Raw genomic sequence first — 20,071 nt, forward strand, 5'->3', positions numbered from 1 at the left:
ACGGATTACCGTGTCTTCTTTGCCCTAAGTCGTGAAACAGGTTTGCTTATGTCATGTGAATGTAAGTGCTTTCTCGCATTATATTATCGCCTTATTGACGCTGTCAACCGCATCACAGCTCGAACATTTTTCGCAGAACCACGCAAAAAAACACGCATCCTGTCTGCTTCCGCAAGCAAAATACGTGTTTTTGATCATTGGTTCGAGCTTACTCGCAATTCAGCTTGTACGACACCCATTCCAATGAGGCCTGAACAAATTATTCTCTGATTGCGACAAGTCTCACCTCTTCATTTCGACATCAATTTAGAATACTTTGGTTGTCCACGATTCGCAGTTCCACGTTTCCGTCACAACATCACGATAGAATTCCGGTTCGTGCGAGATCAACAGAATGCTGCCTTTGTAGGCTTTGAGCGCGCGTTTCAGCTCATCCTTGGCATCCACATCCAGATGGTTCGTCGGCTCATCGAGTACAAGCAGGTTGGTTTCGTTGTTGATCAGTTTGCACAGACGCACTTTAGCCTTTTCTCCACCACTCAGCACAGCAACCTTACTCTCAATGTGTTTCGTGGTCAGTCCACATTTCGCAAGGGCAGCACGAACCTCGAATTGGGTATAGGACGGGAACTCCTGCCAGATCTCTTCGATACAGGTATTGTAGTTCGCATCCTTCATTTCCTGCTGGAAGTACCCGATTTCCAGATGCTCCCCGCGCTGAACTGTTCCTTCCAGGGCCGGAATTTCACCCAAAATGCTGCGCATCAGGGTCGTTTTACCGATTCCGTTAGCACCCACGAGTGCAATCTTCTGACCACGCTCCATACGCAGATCCAGCGGTCTGGACAATGGCTCGTTGTACCCGATCACCAGTCCTTTGGTTTCAAAAATAAGCTTGCCGGATGTTCTGGCATCCCGGAAGTTGAACTGTGGCTTCGGTTTCTCCTTGGCGAGTTCAATCACATCCATTTTGTCGAGCTTCTTCTGCCTGGACATCGCCATGTTGCGTGTCGCCACACTGGCCTTATTACGTGCAACAAAATCCTTCAGATCGGCAATTTCCTGCTGCTGACGCTTGTAGGCCGATTCCAGCTGCTGCTTTTTCATTTCATAAACTTCCTGGAAGTGATCATAATCACCCACGTAACGAGTCAGATCCTGATTTTCCATGTGGTAGATCAAGTTAATGACACTGTTCAGGAATGGAATGTCATGCGAGATCAGAATAAATGCATTCTCATACTCTTGCAAATAACGCTTCAGCCATTCAATATGCTGTTCATCCAGATAGTTCGTCGGCTCGTCGAGGAGCAGAATATCCGGCTTTTCAAGCAACAGCTTGGCGAGCAGCACTTTGGTCCGTTGACCACCGCTCAGATCGTTAACATCCTTATCAAGACCGATATCCGTCAGACCCAGACCGCGTGCAGTCTCGTCCACTTTTGCATCAATCATATAAAAGTCCTGGTTGGTTAGGGTATCCTGGATGGTTCCGACATCCTCAAGCAGCTGTTCCAGTTCCTCGGGAGTCACGTCTCCCATCTTGCCATACATCTCGTTCATTTCCTGCTCCATGTCGAACAGGTATTGGAACGCACTGCGCAGGACATCACGAATGGATTGTCCCTTGTTCAGCACGGCATGCTGATCGAGATATCCCACGCGCATACGCTTGGACCACTCGACTTTGCCTTCATCAGGCTGGAGCTTGCCAGTAATAATGTTCATGAAGGTGGATTTACCTTCACCATTGGCCCCGATCAGTCCAATGTGTTCGCCTTTCAACAGGCGGAAAGATACGTCGTTAAAGATAGCACGGTCACCAAAACCGTGACTTAATTTTTCCACATTTAATATGCTCATTCATGACACCTTTTCTATATAGACTTCATTCCTGTATATTATAATCGTTATAACCTGCACAACTCAACGCCATATTTGCCTTATATGTATGAATCGGTTAAAATTTGGCCTTAAACTACTATAGAACGGAGCTCTCTCAGGCGAGCATCAGGTGAACATTATGATTGAAGTAAAACAATCCAAATTGGGTGATGGCGAATTTAACCGAGGGGTTTTTGCCACAGTGGATATTCCCAAAGGCCAATTGATCCATCAGGCCCCGGTTGTCCCTTATCCCAACGAAGACCACGAACATGTCGAAAAAACGATCCTGGAGGATTACGTATTTGAGTATGGTGCCAACCACACCGCCATTTTGCTGGGATACGGCAGCTTGATCAATCATTCGTACGAGCCCAACGCAACCTATGATATCAACTTTGAAAACCATACATTTGACTTCTATGCTTATACAGATATCAAAGCGGGCGAAGAGATCCTGATCAATTACAATGGCGAAGAAGACAACATGGACCCGCTATGGTTCCTGGACGATTATGAAGAACGGATGCGTGAGCTGAACGAAGCTGAGGAACGTAACGAAGAGAATGGTGAGAACAACGAAGCTAATTAATCTTGGTAAAAAAAAGAGCATTCCAGGGACAGGTTTAAAAAATCGCAGCGTTACATTTCGCTGAAATCCTGTTGAGCACTCCGGCTGCTCCCTTCTCACAACGTAAACAAGCAAGCCTTCCATACAGGAAGGACTTGCTTGTTTGGCATGGAAAGAACCGTTCAACGCGTGCCACCGTTCTCAATCCAGTATGGGCGGATCGGTGTGCAAATCCTCGTCAGGTGTCGTTTTTCTCCACTTCGTGAATGCCACTTCAAACCCTGCACGCTTGGGAGAACACAGGAATGGACCCGCCTGCTTGTTCGCCGGATAGGCAAAACGCGCAACCCGAATGGTTCTCCACGGATGTTCGTCTGTACGCGCCCGAATGACTACCGCTTCATTGTGGTAGGAAGCTCGAATGGTAACCTTACGTCCTCCCCATTCCGGAACGGGAGATAACGACCAGTCCGAGAAGTGATCCGTTACCACAGCGCCGATATGAACGACCCCATCGTTTACTTCCACGCCAGCCTTGATCCATTGTTCACGACTGTGCCAGAGCATTAAACCTGCCTGATCATAGAGTTCAGTAAAAGAACTTAGATCAAACGTAATTTCGACGGCTTCATTACCGTCCCAAGGCGTCAGAAGGGCATGTCCATTTTGGTGCCTGAATCCGTAGAACGTGTTCTCCCAAAAATCACTGCCTTCCTGTGCCTCCACGATGAAACGGTCTCCCTCGGTACGGGTTGCAACCGGTTCAGTGGTCCATTTGGCATCTAATGTACCCAGAAATTGTGCTGCAGACATTTTTTCAACACCCTCCCCTAATCAAAACATCAAATCAAAGAGCCCAAATCCGATGCAGCCGTAGGATATGCAAAATTCATGGTGCTTAACTGATCGGCTGTCAGTTCGAACTGAATGGCCATGGCAAACAGGTTCATCAGCTCTTCGGTCTCGCTGCCCAGTACATGGGCCCCCAGAATGCGACCTGAGTTGTTGTCGATCACAACTTTGGCCTTGGCATACTTCTCATTTGTCCGTTTATAAGTATACCATTGCGACATGTCATTTACCTTCACCTCATAGCCTTCCTCCTGTGCTTGATTCGCGCTAAGACCAACAGAGCCAAGCGATGGTACAGTAAACACGATGGACGGCATAACGTAGTAGTTCGGCACCGTATGGTTGCCCTTCAGCAAATTCAAGGCGACAGCTCGTGATTCCTGACCGGCCAGAGGCGTTAGGGGAAGCCCTTTCGTTGCAGCAACGTCACCGGCAGCGTATACCTTGGGGTTGCTGGTGCTTTGTAGATACTCATTCACGATAATACCCTTCTCACTATAGCTGACCTTCCCCTCTTCCAGTTCCAATCCATCCACGTTAGGGATACGTCCCGCTCCATGCACGACCCGTCCACCATGCCACTGGTGGTCGGCTCCGTTCCGGGTACCACTGACCACGAAGGTCTCCCCCTGTTTCCGAACAGACTTCACTTCCGCATTCAGATGAACGTGAATACCGATCTCTTCCGATTTTTGAACCAGCAAGTCAACAAGCTCCGGATCAAACTGCTCCAACGGCCGCTCTCCACGGTGGATAATGTGCACCTCGCTTCCTGCTCTTGCAGCGATGTGAGCAAATTCAAATGCAATGTAACCTCCGCCCACCAAAACCAGTTGATCCGGAAGCTGATCCAGTTCCAGAAAATCATCGCTGTTAAGAAGATGTTCTGAACCATCTATAGGGAGCGGTGCCGGCTGCGCGCCTGTTGCAATCAGAATATGTTTTCCCTGCAGCACTTCATCTCCCACACGAATGTGATCTTCATCTACAAAAGAAGCCTTGCCATGGAAAGTATCCATCCCCGCCTGTTTGAATTTATCCTCGCTGGCTCTCGGAATGCTCGCCGTAAATGTTCGTTTGAAAGCCATAAGTTCCGGCCAGTTTATGGTCGTTCTTCCCTGAACACCCTTCCCCAGCATTCGTTCATTCCAGTCGATCAGTTCAGCAGCTCCTGCCAATACTTTCTTCGGATCGCACCCTCGCAGGGCGCAAGTTCCGCCAAATTCACGCTCATCAACCACGGCTATTTTCCAACCAGCTTCAGCACAGCGAGTTACAACTGAATTCGCTGCACTACCGGTTCCTATTGCAATTAGATCGTATACTTGTGTCATAACTGGCTCCTCCTCTTCCCTTTTCCCCATTGAATTTTATAGTAAACCCGCCTTCTGTAAATAGTCGGACGCTACCTGCTCCGGACGGGCTCCATTCTCATTCACCTCATAATTCATCTGACGCATCTCATTGTCTGTAATGCGTCCCGCCAGCTGATTCAGTATCTCGATGAGCTGAGGATAGGCATCCGCCGTCTCCTTGCGCAGCAGCGGAGCTCCCTGATATGGCGGGAACAGCTTCTGATCATCTTCAAGCACCACGAGATTATACTGCCTTAGCTCACTGTCCGTGGAATAGGCATCAACCAGATTAATATCGCCTCGCTGAAGAGCTGCATATCGAAGTTTGGGTTCCATCGTGGCAACGTTAGGAAACCGAATGCCATATTTCTTCTGTATTCCCAGATAGCCGTCCTCACGGTCTGAGAATTCCAGTGTGAATCCAGCCTTAATCTGCTGCTGAGCAGATTTGAGGTCTGATATGGTTTTCAGGTCAAATTGGTCAGCAACCTCCTGCGGGACTGCGAGTGTGTATGTGTTGTTGTAATCCATCGGGTTCAATAGCACCATATTAAACTTGGCATCCATTCCGTCTCTTGCCTGTTCATAGACTTCCTTACGATCCGTACTGACAGCTGTTTCCTTCAGGAATTCTGATATTGCTGTCCCCGTGAATTCGGGGTAGATATCGATGTCGCCGGAGCGAAGAGCATTAAACAAAAAGGGAGTTTTCCCCAAACCAGGTTTTAATTCAACCGTAAGATCTGTATGCTCCTCAATCAGCAGCTTGTACATGTTAATGAGAATCTCAGGTTCTGCGCCCAGCTTGCCCGCAATGACCAGGTCCTTCTGTCCTCCGCGAAATAATAGCGGGAGGGTTATCACGAGTATAGCGATCAAAGCGAGTGTACTGAGCGTACCCACCGTTTTACGGAATGACATCCGCTGAAATTGCCGAAGCAGCACATCAAACAATATTGCCAGCAGTGCTGCCGGTATCGCCCCCAACATAATAAGTGCTGTATCATTACGATCAATCCCGAGCAAAATCAGATCACCGAGGCCACCTGCGCCTATTAATGCTGCAAGAGTTGCGGTACCCACGATAAGAACCATTGCCGTACGAATGCCTGCCATAATGACAGGCATTGCAAGCGGAAGCTCCACTTTGCTCAAACGCTGTCGACTATTCATACCCATCGCATTGGCGGCTTCAATCATGGAAGGGTCCACTTCGGTTATCCCTGTATACGTATTACGGAGGATCGGAAGCAGGGCATACACCACTAGAGCAATAATCGCTGGTACTGTACCGATGCCGAACAGCGGAATGAGCAACCCAAGAAGAGCAAGTGATGGAATGGTCTGCAGGATAGCCGTAACACCGATGATCGGTTCAGCAACTTTGGGTTTTCGGGTTAGATAAATGCCGAGTGGAATTGCAATGAGAACGGCGAGAAACAGGGCGATAAAAGAAATCTGAACATGCTCCAGAAGAGCGGTTAACAGCTGCCCTTTGCGCTCAGTAAATACCTCTGAGAACTTACTCATGGGTCTCACCCCGCTCTTGCAGTTGACCAGACCAGTACCTCAGCATATCCGTCCTGCTCACTTGTCCTACAATCTGATGATTCTTCTCGACCAGTAAGGTATCGTATGCATCCAAGACATCCAATAAATCCGTCAATGTCATAGAAATCGGGACTGCTGTCTTGGCAGACTTCGGAACATGGCCTGGTGCAATAGGTGTCATAATCGATTCAAGATTGAAATTCGTCTGAGTATGAGAAGACAAGTGCATGCTATGATCTTGATCTTGATTCACATCTGTACCAGGACTTCCGACAAAATGATGCACAAATTCATTCACGGGGTTCTGTAACAGCTCTTCAGGTGTTCCCACCTGCAGTACTTGTCCATCCTTCAAAATACATATGCGATCACCCAGCTTCATGGCTTCTTGTATGTCATGCGTAACAAATACAATTGTTTTCTTCATCTTACGTTGAATCTCCAGAATATCGTCCTGCAATTTCTCTCTGCTCATTGGGTCGAGTGCACTGAACGGTTCGTCCATAAGTACAATCTCGGGATCTGCCGCCAATGCCCGCAGTACGCCAATTCTTTGCTGCTGTCCACCCGACAGTTCTGCTGGTTTGCGATCACTGTAGGTCTCCCCGTTTAATCCCACCATATCAAGCAGGTTATGTACCCGTTCATGAATCTGGGCAGGCTTCCATTTTTTCAATTCAGGAACAACAGCGATATTTTCGGCAATCGTCATGTGCGGAAACAAGGCGATCTGCTGCAGGACATACCCGATATTCCAGCGCAATTCGTGAATGTTAAATTCATCGATTGGCCGCTCCTGGATACGAATCGTTCCACCCGTTCGTTCTATCAGGCGATTTATCATTTTGAGCATCGTCGTTTTGCCGCAGCCGCTAGGCCCAATCATGACCAATAGTTCGCCTTTATTAATCTTGAGATTAACCTGATGAAGCGCCTGTGTCCCATCAGGGTATTGCTTGGATACATTTTCGAATTCAATCATCCGCACGCGTCTCTCCTTTATTAACCTTTCATTCTCATCTATTTCCCCAAAAGACCCCCCCCATAATCATTACTGTTGTTTGAGTACCTCTGCTTAACGGAGGGTTGTTGCCACTATTCAATGCATCTTGAATATGAAAAAGTCCAACACAAAAAGGACGGAGCATGAAGCACCGTCCTCCAAAACATGCAGAGCTGTTCCGGACTTATTCATTTCATACCTGTACATGCATCGTAATCAACTGCTCCAGTGAAATCGGATCACGTCCGGTCACATTTTTCACTGTATCTGTCGTTTGGTCTTCTGTCCCTTCTTCCCGGATCCGTCTGTCCAGTCCGGCAAGGAAGGTAGCATATTCCGTCGGCATTCCTGATTTCAACATACCTCTTGTTAATGCTTCGTCCGTTAGTGGACGATAGTGTATGGTCTTTTGTAATACTCGACTGAAGATATCTGCGACCTGCCCGTAGGATAAGGCCTCCGGCCCTGTAATAATATGCTCTGTATTATGGGATTCCTTATCAGTGAGAGCATGAAAAGCTACAGCAGCAATGTCATCCGCGCTAACAAAGCCAACTCTACCCTCACCTGTAGCACTGTAAATTTCTCCATGCTGCTCCATCGTCATCCGGTGTGGTCCCTCGGTAAAGTTCTCCATGAAGTACGATGGTTGAAGCACGGCCCACTCCGGAGCAAGCTGCTTCAACGTCTGATGAACCTTCCCGAATACAGGACCATCTTCACCTACAGAAGCACTGCCAAGCAGCACCAGACGTTTCACTCCTCCCCAGACCGCTTCCTTAATGAATGGAATCATGACGTCCTCCGGATTCATATCCAGGATCGGTACAACGAGGTATACATGATCCACGTTTTTCAGTGCAGCTGCATACGTGGAAGAATCGTACCAATCAAAATGGACCTGGTTATCATCCAAATCGGAAGCAGACTTCTTGCGAACAGCGAGGCGAACAGGATAGTCTTGGTTCTGAAGCATAGCCGCAATCCGGCTGCCTGTCTTGCCGCTTGCTCCCGTAATAAGCGTTAAGGGTTTATCGTTAATCATATGAATTCCTCCTCAATTTTAATAAATTTTATACTTTCTTACTGGCTCACTCTGTTTCAATAGACTCAAGTACCACCAGGGGATTCCAATAGTCCTTGTAATGTGTAATCTTGCCGTTATCGTCATAAGTGACAACCGATATGTAGGCCTGGTGATATGGCTTGTTCGTGATGAGCGAGCGACCTTTGCAAGTGAACTCAGCTACGAATTGATTCGTATCCTGTGAAGCCATGATTACCGGCTCAGAGAACTCCTGAATCTCCATTTGTTCGAAAAGAGTATGAATATGCTCCGAGATTGCTGCGCTGCCATTCAATAGCTGCGGATATCCTTTCGGGGAATATGGAAATTCAAAAACGGCTTTTGCTGCAAACAGCTCTGCCCATTGATCCAGCTTACGTTCCAACAACAGTTGAGTAAATCCATGCATAATGTGCTCGGCCACGTTCTTCTCCACTTGCTTGTTCGTATCATTCATATCTGATGTCCTCCTCAAAAATGAGTTTGTATTTTTTCAGACCATTCAGTCTAGAATTGTGAAAAAATAAACGCGTTACGCGTTCATTCTCTAAATCCAACTTTAATCCAATACCTTTAAGGTTGTGCGTACCAGATCCTGCAGGACTTCTGAATCAGCACCACATTTGGCTGTAAACGTCAGCGACAAACGAGAATAGTTCAGAAACCGGGCAAGACCAGGCAATTCCTCCTCTGCATGACGAAGTTCACCATTATTTCTCCCCCGGATTAGTGCTGCAAGGAACACATCCTCCATCTGTTTGTTGTTCTCCTGAATAAATGCAGCAATTTCGTGGTTTTGCGGTGCCTGTTCGACGGCACTGTTGATGATAAAACACTCATTGCGGCGCTCATCATCCGAAAGAACACGAACCGCTTCGTTAAGCATCTCTTCCACACCCTGGCGAATATTCGAGCATTCATTCAGAAATTCGATGCTGGCATCGGTTTTCTGCTGAACATAAAACTTGAGTGCAGAGACAAACAGTTCATGCTTCGTTCCATAGGTGTCGTATAAGCTCTGACGAGCGATGCCCAGTTCTTTCAGCAGCACCGACAAGGAAGTCCCCTCATAGCCGTACGACCCGAATACAGACGTCGCTTTTCGAAGAACAAATTCCGTATCAAATTCCTTGGCTCTTCCCAAATCCCGACCTCACCTCCCTCTTCATGAGAATAGAATACATTTTCCAGACCAATCAGTCAAGAAAATATTTTGCGTTGAGTTGAAAGCCAGGTGGTATAATGAAAGTAGATTCAATTTTACATCATTTACATTTCAGGATTATTTTCAACATATAAGGAGTGAGCACGATGCATATTCAAATTACAGATTTGGCTGCAGCGAGATTAACCGAGAGCTTGAATGACCAACCTGGCTACTTAAAAGTGTTCTATGACACTGAAGGCTGTGGCTGCAACGGAATTCTGGTCCTCTTGATCGTAGATGAACCTGCTGCACTGGATGAGCAGATCGAAACCAACCTGGTTCCATTCTATGTTGATCCGAAACAACAATTAAATCTCGAACAGCATATGAAGCTGGATACGGAGGAAAACTATCCTTCCTTCACATTGAGCAGTGATTCCGGTGTACTTAGCAGCAACGTTCGGGTTAGGGATACGCGAGCTGTAAGTGCGGGAAAATCCAGTGCACCTGATGCATGCATGCTGTAAACAATAATCCATGATCTCAAACAATCGTTGAACATTATATATCCGATAAGAAAAGACTCTGCACTGAATGCAGAGTCTTTTTTTGTGTTTCTTTTGGCCAAATGACCGAAACTATGAATCTCGCATGATTTGTTTACAACTCGGAAACAATTGGAGAACCTATGGATATAATCCTCTAGTATACTCGGTATATAGAAAAGCATGACTGGTATCGATCAGATGCAGCATGCCAGAGATTCATTAACCCGAGGAGGAACATCATGAAATCATTCACACGCAAATCTATCATTTCCACTCTACTCATAGGCTCAGTCGTAGCAGGCGCTGCCTTCACTGCCTTTCCCTTTGTACCATCCATGACGCCAGTCGCATCGGCTGCAAGCTCCAGCTTCACTCAATTTTTACATGATAACGCACCAAGCCGCACCATTAAAACAAGTAGCAGCGGTCTCGCAACGGTAACGAATCTGTCCAGCACCGTGGTACTCGTGAACAAAAAAAGAAATCTGCCTTCCACCTATGCACCCAAAGATTTGGTTGTACCGAATATTCCATTCAGCTTCTCCGGCTCCAGTCCGAAGAAACAGATGCGTAAGGTCGCTGCTACCGCGATCGAAAAGCTGTTTGCAGCAGCCAAAAAAGACGGCATTGATATCAAAGCCGTATCAGGTTACCGTTCCTATTCGACACAGAAATCGATCTTCGAACGCAATGCTAGTATCAAAGGTGAAGCTGTAGCCAACAAAACAAGTGCTCGCCCAGGTCAAAGTGAACATCAAACCGGGCTTGCCATGGATATTTCCAGTGCATCCGTAGGCTACGATCTGCAGCAGAGCTTCGGCAACACCAAAGAAGGCAAATGGCTGAAGGCCAATGCCCACAAGTATGGATTCATCATTCGATATGGCAAGGATCAGGAGAAGTTGACAGGTTACTCTTATGAACCTTGGCATGTGCGTTACGTTGGGGTCTATATCGCTGGAGAAATTACAAGTCAGAAACTTACTCTGGAACAATATCTGGAGCGTGCCAAATAACGAAGAGGTTGCTGTACACTAAGGAAATGAAAGAAACCAGGAGCCGGTGCCCGGAACAGGGCATTCTGCTCCTGCATTCTCCACGACGATAACTGCATGGTGCTATGGTTAAGACATCATACGTTTTTGCAGCAACATTTTTAATGATCAAAAACTGACCATTCTTTTGACCGCTAGAGGCAGTCGTTTCAAACCTTCAGTTCCCGCCCAGGAACCTGCTCCTGCCAGAAGTGCATTGTGACACAAATAAAATGCAGCATGGTAGGCAAGCGTACCAACGATGATCTCCATGACCAAAAATCGCTTCAATGTGGAGGATTGAATGACATATACCTTGAATTCGTGATACGAGCTCTCCCTCCTGAACCTGGTGATGAACGTCCTCATCTTTCACCTCTACTGTTTTTATTAAAGGTTATGGCCCTTTGGTCTTGTCTTATTCGAAAATAATACTTACCAAAAGTAACCAAGCGTGTTATAGTCAATTTATACTTTATACATAAGCGAGGTAAACCACCATGAGTGCACTGGAAAAACTTGGTCAAAAACCGTAGATCCGCCGTTATTTTTGAAGAAGGCATCGAAATCCCGGAAGCCGATTTGCAGCAGATGTTTGCATTAAACAAATTTGCCCCATCCGCCTTTAACCTTCAGCATACCCACTACCTGGTCTTGACCGACCCGACCCAAAAAGAAAAAGCATACGAAGCTTCACAGCAATACAAAGTAAAAACAGCCTCGGCCGTCATCGTTGTTCTGGGTGATATCAAGGCTCACCACCACATCCGCACAATTAACGAAGGTTTACTGCATTTGGGTGTGCTCAATCCGTTTGAATATGAACAGGAGTCCCAAAGTGTTTTTGACTTCTACGAAGCCCGTGGCAGTGTGTTTCAGCGTGAAGACGCCATCCGTAATGCCAGCCTGTCGGCGATGCAGCTGATGCTGATTGCACAGGATATGGGATGGGATACGTGTCCGATGATTGGTTTTGACGCCGATGAACTGCAGAGCAGTCTGAATGTTCCCGAACATTACGTTCCTGTCATGATGATTACAATCGGTAAAAAGTCAGAAGCCAAACAACGCCCACGCGGCTATCGCAAACCCATCAACGAATACGTCAGCTTTAATAAAATGCATGCCGAGTAAATCCATTCGAATAGCTATACCAAAAAAGCCACGGTTCCGTGGCTTTAATACATTTCATAGATCAGCTGCTCCGACAATTGTAGGTTCTCATCGAACTCCGCATAGATGTACATTCGGCCTGCTGGTGTATCACCCGCGTCATACCCAAGCCTGAAAACCTCACAGTCCTGAAATTCCACATCTGCCAAAACCAGTTCTGATACATCCTCATCCGGATGCACTTCGGCGATGAACACTAGTGCTTGTTCAGCAAGCGAATATCCTTATCCGGAATCCCCCTCCTGCAACTCTCCTTGTTCGAAAAGAGTTATGCAAATTTTTTTATACCATGTTAACATCCATCAAGTAAGTGAATTCCTCCTGAGAAGGGAAGATCGAAAATGGAAATGTATATGGAACATCTGGCGGCATGTCGTATTGCTTATGTAAGGCAGGTTGGTCCTTATGGTTCTGCTAATGTCCAAGCTATGAACCAGTTGAAACGATGGGCAAACGAGAAACGTTTACTCACTGAAGCTGCCGTTTTATATGGCATACCACAGGATGATCCAACAACGACACCACCGCTCCACTGCAGATACGATGCCGCAATCGTGCTCCATGAACTTGAACTCCCGGGAGATGACTCGATTGAGATTGGAGAGCTCCAGGGCGGGAATTATCTCATCTGCAAGGTTAGACACACACCAGAAGGTATTCAGCAAGCATGGAATGAAATAATTCCTTACTTGCAAAACAACCGTTATATCATGGGTCAACAACCGGTTCTGGAGCGATATCGATGGGATCTCCTCGAACAGCATGAGTGCGAAATTTGTGTGCCTGTGAAACAGGTCTAATCTAATCCGTTGGACAGCACAAAAAAAGTGACTTCATCATTGAAGTCACTTTTTCACTAGTCTACGCTGTAAAATATTAAAATGCCCAGTTGCCTTTGCGGAATACTGGTTCAATTGTGCCATCCTGCAGCTCGCCGTCAATGTCCAGTTCAGCCGATCCAATCATGAAGTCGACGTGAGTCAAACTCACATTGCACTCATGTTTAAGCAATTCCTCGTTAGACATCGTTGTGCCGTCCTTCATATTAAACGGATATGCGCTGCCTACAGCCAGATGGCAGGATGCATTCTCATCAATACCGGTATTATAGAAAATACGATTCAGGTTCGAGATAGGTGAATCATGCGGCACAAGTGCCACCTCACCCAGATAACGCGCTCCTTCATCCGTAGCGAACAGGTTCTTCAGATGCTCTTCACCGGAAGCCGCTGTGAAAGCCACAACCTGACCGTCCTTAAACGTTATTCTCATCTGATCTACCAGCTGTCCGTTCAAGTTCAGAGGCATCGTACTGCTGACATATCCATTAACACCGCTGCGCTTCGGCATGGTAAATACTTCTTCGGTTGGCATGTTCGCAACGGTATACACACCCGCTTTGTTCTCACTTCCGCCGCCACCCCAGATGTGATTGTCTACCAGCTCAATTTTCAAGTCCGTTCCTGGTGCGCGGTAGTGCAAGCTCTTATAATTTTTCTGATTCAGCTGATCACTCTTCGTGTTCAGGGTATCCAGATGCTGTCTCCAGTTCTGAATGGCATCACCGCCATCCACACGATTCATTTGGAAGATGGTGTCCCACATCACATTGATGCGGTCTTCCTCAGGTATGTCGGCAAATACCTTATTCGCCCACGCCTTGGTCGGAGCCTTGATCAGGCACCAGCTGATTTCATGGTTGCGCGTATATTTCGAATAACCGCGGCGTGCCTGGGCAGCCGCCTTGGTCGCACGTGAAACCTTGTCGGAATCAATTCCGTTATACAGTTCCGGGTCCGGTACTTTGATCGTCAAGGTAGCGCCGCCAGCCTCTGCAAATCTCTCCATCATGTCGCCTTTCCATGCCGGATAGTAATCGAAGCTGTCGTCAGAACCTTGCTGGAAACGACTGCGTGTAATTTGATCGTCTTCAAAATCCACCTGTACATACTTGGCCCCGGCTGCATATGCCTTCGCTACGATCAGGCGAGTAAACTCAAGCGTTTCAATAGGAGCTGTAACAAGCAGATCCTGTCCTTTTTGAATGTTCACGCCTACTTTGACCACCAGTTCTGCATATTGTTCCAACGATTGCTCAAACGTTTGCTCGAAATTACTCATAGGTCCATTCACTCCTGGTTCATATAAAATTAATTCATATTTTACGCGTTTTTCTTTTCCTGCTCGCGCAGTTCAATCCGGCGGATCTTGCCCGAATTCGTCTTAGGCAAATCCGACACAAATTCAATTTTGCGCGGATACTTGTATGGTGCGGTCCATTCCTTGACGTGATGTTGCAGCTCACGCACCAGTTCTGGCGAAGCAAGAGACTCGTCTCTCAGCACAACAAAGGCCTTGACCACATGGCCCCGAATTTCATCCGGACTGGCAACAACAGCACATTCCTTCACGCTGGCGTGTTTCATCAGCGCCTCTTCCACTTCAAACGGTCCTATCGTATATCCAGAGCTGATGATAATGTCGTCGCTGCGGCCTTCAAACCAGAAGTATCCTTCTTCGTCCCTGCGTGCGCGGTCTCCTGTTACGAAATATTCCCCACGCTGATTCGCTTCTTTCCGTCCTGCATCCTTATAATACGTACGGAACAAGGCAGGCATATCCTGATGAACGGCGATATCACCCACTACTCCTGCAGGCTGAGGTTGTCCGTCCTCGTTAACAATCTCGATGAGGCCCGGCGTAATCGATTGTCCCATGGACCCGATCCGTACTGGCGCATCTTTCAGACTGCCGATCAGCAATGTACTTTCGGTCTGGCCGTATCCATCACGAATGGTCAGGTCGAAGTGACGCTGGAAGATCTCAATCACTTCCTGATTCAAGGGTTCACCAGCTGACACTGCACTGCGAAGTTTGGACAGATCATAGTGACCGAGGTCATCCGCTTTTGCCATCAGACGATATTCCGTTGGCGTACAGCATAATACGTTAATGCCATGCTCCTGCATTAGCTCCAAATAGCGCTTTGGCTGGAATGATCCGTTATAAACGAGACCTGTCGCTCCTCTTCCGAGTACGGAAAGGAACGGGCTCCAGATCCATTTTTGCCATCCCGGCGCGGCAGTGGCCCATACGATATCTGATGGCTGAATATCCAGCCATAACGTGGAAGCGATACGCAGGTGGGCATATCCCCAGCCATGGCTATGTACAACTCCTTTTGGATTTCCGGTTGTGCCGGAAGTGTAAGCCAGTATGGCGATATCATCACGGTGTGTCTCAACGGCATTCATTTCGTCCGACTGCCCTTCCATCAGCTGATGTACGTTAACCCAGCCATCAGCGGGAACGCTGCTGTCGCCAGATGGTGATGCCACGATGCGATGGGCCAGTGCAGGCAGGTCCGCATCCATTTTCTCCACTTCAGCTGTTGTCTCGGACCATACAATGACCGCTCGCGCCTCGGAATGCCGCAGGCGATACTCCAAGTCCTTGGCACGCAGCATTTCGGACGAAGGAATCACGGCAATCCCTAGTTTCAGACAAGCGATATAAATGACATAGGCAATGATACGGCGTGGTACCATGACCAGTACCCGATCACCCTTTTCCAAGCCCAAATCACGCAAGCCCCCGGCAAAGCGGTTAGCCTGCTTAAACAACTCTCCGTACGTAATCTCTTCCAATTCATTTTGATCGCTGAGCCATCTAAGTGCAATCCGGTCTGACGGGTGATTCTCCATCTCGGATGTCAGGTTATAGGTTTCAGGCGAAATCCACTGTTCAAAATTCAAATGGAGCCTCTCCTTCATATTTCAAATGTATAGCATCTATATATTATACCCTAAATCCTAGGACCAGGTGCTATGATATGAACACCTTTTTGAAAAAAAATAAACACAGGTCAATTATAATGAACTCTCATTACAACTGACTTGTGTTTATTCTAACTATTTTACTCGTGATCTCTGAACATTTTTCGTTCCATTTAGTTTACCAGGCGTAATTTCCAATCCCGTTCAGAATGCCTTCAATCTCATTTAATTCTTCGGTGGTCAGGCCAGGTGCCTTCAATGCGGCAACATTCTCCTCGATCTGTGAAACACGGCTTGCGCCAATCAATGCAGAGGTAACGCGGTTGTCTCGGAGTATCCAATTCAGTGCCAGTTGGGAAATGGTTTGTTCCCTGCGCTCAGCAACGGCCTGAAGAGCTTCAAATTTGGCAATCCGTTCGTCTGTAAAGGCTTCTGTTTTCATATTGCCTGTCGGGCTCGCACGTTCTTCCTTGAGCTTGTCCACGTATTTGTTCGTCAGTTGACCTCGCCCCAGAGGACAGAATGCAATGGAGCCTACGCCCTGCTCATCCAGTACATCCTGTAATCCGTCTTCGATCCAGCGGTTAAGCATGGAATAGTTCGGTTGGTGCACGAGGCAAGGCGTTCCCAGATTACGCAAAATGGCGACCGCCTCTCTTGTCTGCTCCGCATCATAGTTAGATAATCCGACGTACAGCGCTTTGCCCTGTCTTACGATATGATCCAGCGCAGCCATCGTTTCCTCCAGCGGTGTATTCGGATCCGGACGGTGATGATAGAAAATGTCCACATACTCAAGCCCCATCCGTCCAAGGCTCTGATCCAGGCTGGCTATCAGGTTTTTGCGGGAGCCCCACTCGCCATAGGGACCTTTCCACATGTAATATCCAGCTTTCGTCGAGATCAAGAGTTCATCCCGGTATGGGCGCAGATGTTTTTTGAACAGGAGACCAAAGTTCTCCTCGGCCGATCCTGGAGGTGGTCCGTAGTTGTTCGCCAGATCAAAATGGTTAATTCCCAGATCAAATGAACGCAGAATCATCTCTTCCTGAATATCCAGCGTGCGGTTTCCGCCAAAGTTCTGCCACAGGCCAAGCGCAATTTGCGGCAGTCTGATTCCCGATTTGCCGGAGCGTGCATACTTCATCTCATCGTAACGCTGTTCATTCGCAGTATAAGGCATATCATTTTCTCTCATTTCTTGTTAAAGTGGGTGAATACCCTTTCATCTTAGTCAGTTTCGGTCCAAAACGATATGGCATATCGCTATAACCGTATGGAATAATACTTGTTGTCTATTCTTTGAATCACATCTATAATTCATATCCCCATACAGAAAACATGTTAAAATGCAAGATGAAATGAACTGCACAGGAGTGAATGCCTTGATTACATATATGTTCAAAAACAATCCGTTCCAGGATCTGCAGCTCCTTCATTATGGAACCGAACCCTGCACACCGGGTCACCACTTCGGCCCAGCCATGCGGGATCATTACAAAATCCATTATATTTTGGATGGCAAGGGTACTTTCGAAGTCGGGGGCAAAACCTATGAGCTGCATAAGGGCCAAGGCTTCCTCATCGTCCCGCATTCCGTCGTGCACTACAAGGCTGATCTGGAAGATCCATGGGAATACAGCTGGGTTGCTTTTCAAGGAAATGCCTCCCATTCACTATTACAGCAGGCCTGCCTGACGGAGCAGCATCCGATCTTCGAACTGGAAAATGACGATGAGATGCGTTCCTGTCTGCATCGCATGATCCGTTCCCGAAATACACACAAAGGATGGGAGATTAGCATGACCGGATGGTTATATCAATTTTTCTCCATTCTGATTGATCATGCAAACGAAGACATCCGTCCACCCGAGCAAGAGTTCTCCAAGGAAACGTATGTCACCCAGGTCATGGACTTTGTGGAGATGAACTATGCGAATCCCATCACAGTACAATCCATTGCTTCTCATATCGGCTTGCAGCGCAGCTATCTGTGCTCCCTGTTCAAAGACCGGATGGGCACCAGCATTCAATCGTATTTGGTCAACTACCGGATGCGCAAGGCTGCCGAATTGACTCTAGATACCGGGTTGACCATTGGCGATATCTCCCGCTCTGTCGGATATTCCGATCAGCTTCTCTTCTCCAAAATGTTCAAAAAGGTGATGGGCGAAGCACCCACCCATTACCGTAAACACAAAACAGCACCTTCCCGGTTAAGCAGTTAACGGGAGGGTGCTGTTCTTTTACTTACACATAAGCTCAGACAGCATAACCTGTCCATCGCTAATCATCATTCTTTTTCCGGAAGAGACTGTTTAAGCTACACTTGCTCCTGCATGGATACACCGACGACGTGCACTTTAATTTCATTGACCAGAATGCCTGTCATCTGCTCCACGGCCTGCTGAACATTGTGTTGAAGTTCTTTGCACACTTGATGCATCTTGAACCCGTACTGCACATTGATACGCAGCTGAATGGAGGCCTGGTCATCTTTCACATCAACGTCAATGCCTTTTTGCAGACTCTTGCCGCTGATGCTCTTCGCAATGCCTTCGGTCAATCCTACTGACATGGAAGAGATACCAGAGGTGGCCTGTGCTGCTATTCCCACAATCTTGGATACGACATCATTAGAGATGTGAATGGCGCCCATCCGGACGGCTTGAGGTTCGATGTATTCGGGTTCGATATATTCTTTAGGGATGATTTCAGACATGGTTCCCACTCCTTCTATGGTTAATTGAATGATTAAGATATAAAATGCAAATAAAATTTTTACACGTTAACGGAGAGTGCAGTACCAATCTGGAGAAGCGAAGCGTTCGCCTTTATCACCAGAGTTTCCCCCTTATAAGGGGAATCCAAGAAACTCGGGGATAACAGCGATCGGAAGATGGTACTGCAATCGGAGTGACTGAGTGTAACAGACTAGTCGTTTTAAATCCTATAATCAGGCATTCTGCCATTTCTCCTTGAAGAACAGCTGGTAGACCCTGACCAGAATAATTTTAACGATCATGTAGACAGGGATGATGATCAAGATGGCAATAATGCCGCCGAGATCCCCTGCACCCAGCACCAATATAATGGTGGTCAGCGGATGAATGTCGAGCTTTTTGCCAAACACATACGGAGCGACCAGATTGTCCTGAATTTGCTGGGCCACCAGAATAATAATCAGCGACCAGATCGCCACCGATGGCGACTGAATCAGACCGATAATGACAATAGGGATGGACGACACGATAGCACCGATAAATGGAACAAAGTTCATAATTACGGCAACGACGGTAAGCAGCAGTGCATACGGCAGACCAATGATCAGGAAACCAATATACATCAGTACGCCAAGAGCCAGGTTAACGAGTACTCTTCCGACAATAAATCCACTCAGGGCCTGATCGATCTCAAGAACAACCTCACGGCTGTCTTTTTGGAACCGTTTAGGCGCGATATGCACCAGTTTGCGGCCGAATTTCTCTCCCTGTTTCAGCATGTAGAACAAGATGATTGGGAACGTAAACAGAATGATCGCAAAGCTGGAAATGAGCGAGAACAATCCACTCACATAGTTGGTCACGAAGGTAAACCCTTTATTAATATAGTCCGTAAGCTGAGAAAACGGTGTGGATCCCTCTGGGAATAATGCCGTGATCGCTCCGTTCTGCTCCAGTTCTCTCAACTGTATACTGAGTGAATTAATCAAATTCGGTGCATTGTCCACCAGATTGATCAGCTGCTCACGCAAGGACGGCCATAACCCCACAATGAACAGGACGAGCAGCACACCGAAGACCAGATAGATCAGTAATATGCTGAGTGTTCGGTTCAGCTTCTTTCGTTCCATGTAGTTCACGAGTGGCCTTAGCAGATAATAAAAGAATACGGACAGCATCATCGGCACTGTGATAACTGTAATCATGGTCACCAGCGGCTGAAAGATAAAGCTGACGCGTGATAACAGGTAGATATTGACGAGCACCAGAGCCAGCGCAATGCTGAACCGGACAAACGAACTTGCTTTAAACAAAATGTTCCCCTCCACATAACCTTTTCTATTTGGGATTTTTTTACAGGTTTTTTCTGCCCTCTTCGTTACCCGTAT

The 20,071-nt window shown here is 47.2% G+C and carries 21 protein-coding genes; 6 read left to right on the plus strand and 15 right to left on the minus strand.

The window, feature by feature from the left end:
* Nucleotides 1-306: 306 nt before the first annotated feature.
* Nucleotides 307-1,863, minus strand: coding sequence for an ABC-F family ATP-binding cassette domain-containing protein (locus GUA98_RS00545; protein WP_193721736.1), 1,557 nt, complete (start codon nucleotides 1,861-1,863; stop codon nucleotides 307-309).
* Nucleotides 1,864-2,023: 160 nt separating this feature from the next.
* On the opposite strand from GUA98_RS00545, the gene GUA98_RS00550 reads away from it, so the two are divergent.
* Nucleotides 2,024-2,476 (plus strand): SET domain-containing protein, encoded by a 453-nt coding sequence (locus GUA98_RS00550; RefSeq protein WP_153978227.1) that lies wholly within the window; start codon nucleotides 2,024-2,026, stop codon nucleotides 2,474-2,476.
* A 180-nt stretch (nucleotides 2,477-2,656) separates the two neighbouring features.
* On the opposite strand, the gene GUA98_RS00555 is transcribed toward GUA98_RS00550, so the two are convergent.
* The 7 genes from GUA98_RS00555 to GUA98_RS00585 form a co-directional block, all read right to left on the minus strand.
* On the minus strand, nucleotides 2,657-3,268 hold the full coding sequence (locus GUA98_RS00555; RefSeq protein ID WP_193721737.1) for a DUF1349 domain-containing protein: 612 nt from the start codon (nucleotides 3,266-3,268) through the stop codon (nucleotides 2,657-2,659).
* 29 nt (nucleotides 3,269-3,297) lie between these two features.
* Nucleotides 3,298-4,641 (minus strand): dihydrolipoyl dehydrogenase family protein, encoded by a 1,344-nt coding sequence (locus GUA98_RS00560; protein WP_193721738.1) that lies wholly within the window; start codon nucleotides 4,639-4,641, stop codon nucleotides 3,298-3,300.
* 36 nt (nucleotides 4,642-4,677) lie between these two features.
* Nucleotides 4,678-6,192, minus strand: coding sequence for an osmoprotectant update ABC transporter permease/substrate-binding subunit OpuFB (opuFB, locus tag GUA98_RS00565; protein WP_193721739.1), 1,515 nt, complete (start codon nucleotides 6,190-6,192; stop codon nucleotides 4,678-4,680).
* Nucleotides 6,185-7,195 (minus strand): ABC transporter ATP-binding protein, encoded by a 1,011-nt coding sequence (locus tag GUA98_RS00570; protein ID WP_193721740.1) that lies wholly within the window; start codon nucleotides 7,193-7,195, stop codon nucleotides 6,185-6,187. Before GUA98_RS00570 ends, opuFB begins: the two co-directional genes overlap by 8 nt.
* Before the next feature lie 214 nt (nucleotides 7,196-7,409).
* Nucleotides 7,410-8,261: an NmrA family NAD(P)-binding protein gene (locus GUA98_RS00575; protein WP_227779318.1), complete on the minus strand. Its 852-nt coding sequence runs from the start codon at nucleotides 8,259-8,261 to the stop codon at nucleotides 7,410-7,412.
* A 46-nt stretch (nucleotides 8,262-8,307) separates the two neighbouring features.
* Nucleotides 8,308-8,739, minus strand: a complete 432-nt coding sequence (locus tag GUA98_RS00580; protein ID WP_193721741.1) for a nuclear transport factor 2 family protein — start codon at nucleotides 8,737-8,739, stop codon at nucleotides 8,308-8,310.
* Nucleotides 8,740-8,841: 102 nt separating this feature from the next.
* On the minus strand, nucleotides 8,842-9,426 hold the full coding sequence (locus tag GUA98_RS00585) for a TetR/AcrR family transcriptional regulator (RefSeq protein WP_193721742.1): 585 nt from the start codon (nucleotides 9,424-9,426) through the stop codon (nucleotides 8,842-8,844).
* Between the two features lie 167 nt (nucleotides 9,427-9,593).
* On the opposite strand from GUA98_RS00585, the gene GUA98_RS00590 reads away from it, so the two are divergent.
* Both GUA98_RS00590 and GUA98_RS00595 read left to right on the plus strand, forming a co-directional pair.
* On the plus strand, nucleotides 9,594-9,956 hold the full coding sequence (locus GUA98_RS00590) for an iron-sulfur cluster biosynthesis family protein (RefSeq protein WP_193721743.1): 363 nt from the start codon (nucleotides 9,594-9,596) through the stop codon (nucleotides 9,954-9,956).
* A gap of 260 nt (nucleotides 9,957-10,216) precedes the next feature.
* Nucleotides 10,217-10,993: a D-alanyl-D-alanine carboxypeptidase family protein gene (locus tag GUA98_RS00595; RefSeq protein ID WP_095287482.1), complete on the plus strand. Its 777-nt coding sequence runs from the start codon at nucleotides 10,217-10,219 to the stop codon at nucleotides 10,991-10,993.
* A gap of 147 nt (nucleotides 10,994-11,140) precedes the next feature.
* On the opposite strand, the gene GUA98_RS00600 is transcribed toward GUA98_RS00595, so the two are convergent.
* Entirely contained in the window at nucleotides 11,141-11,380 is a 240-nt protein-coding gene (locus tag GUA98_RS00600; RefSeq protein ID WP_127536043.1) for a hypothetical protein, read from the minus strand.
* Between the two features lie 150 nt (nucleotides 11,381-11,530).
* On the opposite strand from GUA98_RS00600, the gene GUA98_RS00605 reads away from it, so the two are divergent.
* On the plus strand, nucleotides 11,531-12,145 hold the full coding sequence (locus GUA98_RS00605; protein ID WP_227779319.1) for a nitroreductase family protein: 615 nt from the start codon (nucleotides 11,531-11,533) through the stop codon (nucleotides 12,143-12,145).
* 44 nt (nucleotides 12,146-12,189) lie between these two features.
* Here GUA98_RS00605 and GUA98_RS00610 read toward each other — a convergent pair whose 3' ends face one another.
* Nucleotides 12,190-12,381, minus strand: coding sequence for a hypothetical protein (locus tag GUA98_RS00610; protein ID WP_193721745.1), 192 nt, complete (start codon nucleotides 12,379-12,381; stop codon nucleotides 12,190-12,192).
* Between the two features lie 144 nt (nucleotides 12,382-12,525).
* Here GUA98_RS00610 and GUA98_RS00615 point away from each other — a divergent pair, with 144 nt between their 5' ends.
* Nucleotides 12,526-12,984 carry an AraC family transcriptional regulator gene (locus GUA98_RS00615; protein WP_193721746.1) on the plus strand — a complete coding sequence of 153 codons (459 nt, stop codon included), beginning with the start codon at nucleotides 12,526-12,528 and terminating at the stop codon, nucleotides 12,982-12,984.
* Nucleotides 12,985-13,060: 76 nt separating this feature from the next.
* Here the strand turns inward: GUA98_RS00615 and GUA98_RS00620 are convergent, their stop codons facing one another.
* The 3 genes from GUA98_RS00620 to GUA98_RS00630 form a co-directional block, all read right to left on the minus strand.
* Nucleotides 13,061-14,305: an aminopeptidase gene (locus GUA98_RS00620; RefSeq protein ID WP_153978218.1), complete on the minus strand. Its 1,245-nt coding sequence runs from the start codon at nucleotides 14,303-14,305 to the stop codon at nucleotides 13,061-13,063.
* Nucleotides 14,306-14,346: 41 nt separating this feature from the next.
* Nucleotides 14,347-15,957, minus strand: a complete 1,611-nt coding sequence (locus tag GUA98_RS00625; RefSeq protein WP_193721747.1) for an acyl-CoA synthetase — start codon at nucleotides 15,955-15,957, stop codon at nucleotides 14,347-14,349.
* A 181-nt stretch (nucleotides 15,958-16,138) separates the two neighbouring features.
* Nucleotides 16,139-17,143: an aldo/keto reductase gene (locus GUA98_RS00630; RefSeq protein ID WP_193721748.1), complete on the minus strand. Its 1,005-nt coding sequence runs from the start codon at nucleotides 17,141-17,143 to the stop codon at nucleotides 16,139-16,141.
* Nucleotides 17,144-17,345: 202 nt separating this feature from the next.
* On the opposite strand from GUA98_RS00630, the gene GUA98_RS00635 reads away from it, so the two are divergent.
* Nucleotides 17,346-18,188: an AraC family transcriptional regulator gene (locus GUA98_RS00635; RefSeq protein ID WP_193721749.1), complete on the plus strand. Its 843-nt coding sequence runs from the start codon at nucleotides 17,346-17,348 to the stop codon at nucleotides 18,186-18,188.
* A gap of 95 nt (nucleotides 18,189-18,283) precedes the next feature.
* Here the strand turns inward: GUA98_RS00635 and GUA98_RS00640 are convergent, their stop codons facing one another.
* The gene (locus tag GUA98_RS00640) at nucleotides 18,284-18,682 is read right to left on the minus strand and encodes an Asp23/Gls24 family envelope stress response protein (protein ID WP_095358391.1); all 399 of its coding nucleotides are present in this window, start codon (nucleotides 18,680-18,682) and stop codon (nucleotides 18,284-18,286) included.
* Between the two features lie 234 nt (nucleotides 18,683-18,916).
* A complete protein-coding gene (locus GUA98_RS00645; protein ID WP_193721750.1) occupies nucleotides 18,917-19,996 on the minus strand; it encodes an AI-2E family transporter in 1,080 nt (359 codons plus the stop codon).
* Between the last annotated feature and the right edge of the window lie 75 nt (nucleotides 19,997-20,071).

The sequence above is a fragment of the Paenibacillus sp. P13VS genome, assembly GCF_015143645.1.
Classification (GTDB): Bacteria; Bacillota; Bacilli; order Paenibacillales; family Paenibacillaceae; genus Paenibacillus; species Paenibacillus xylanilyticus_A.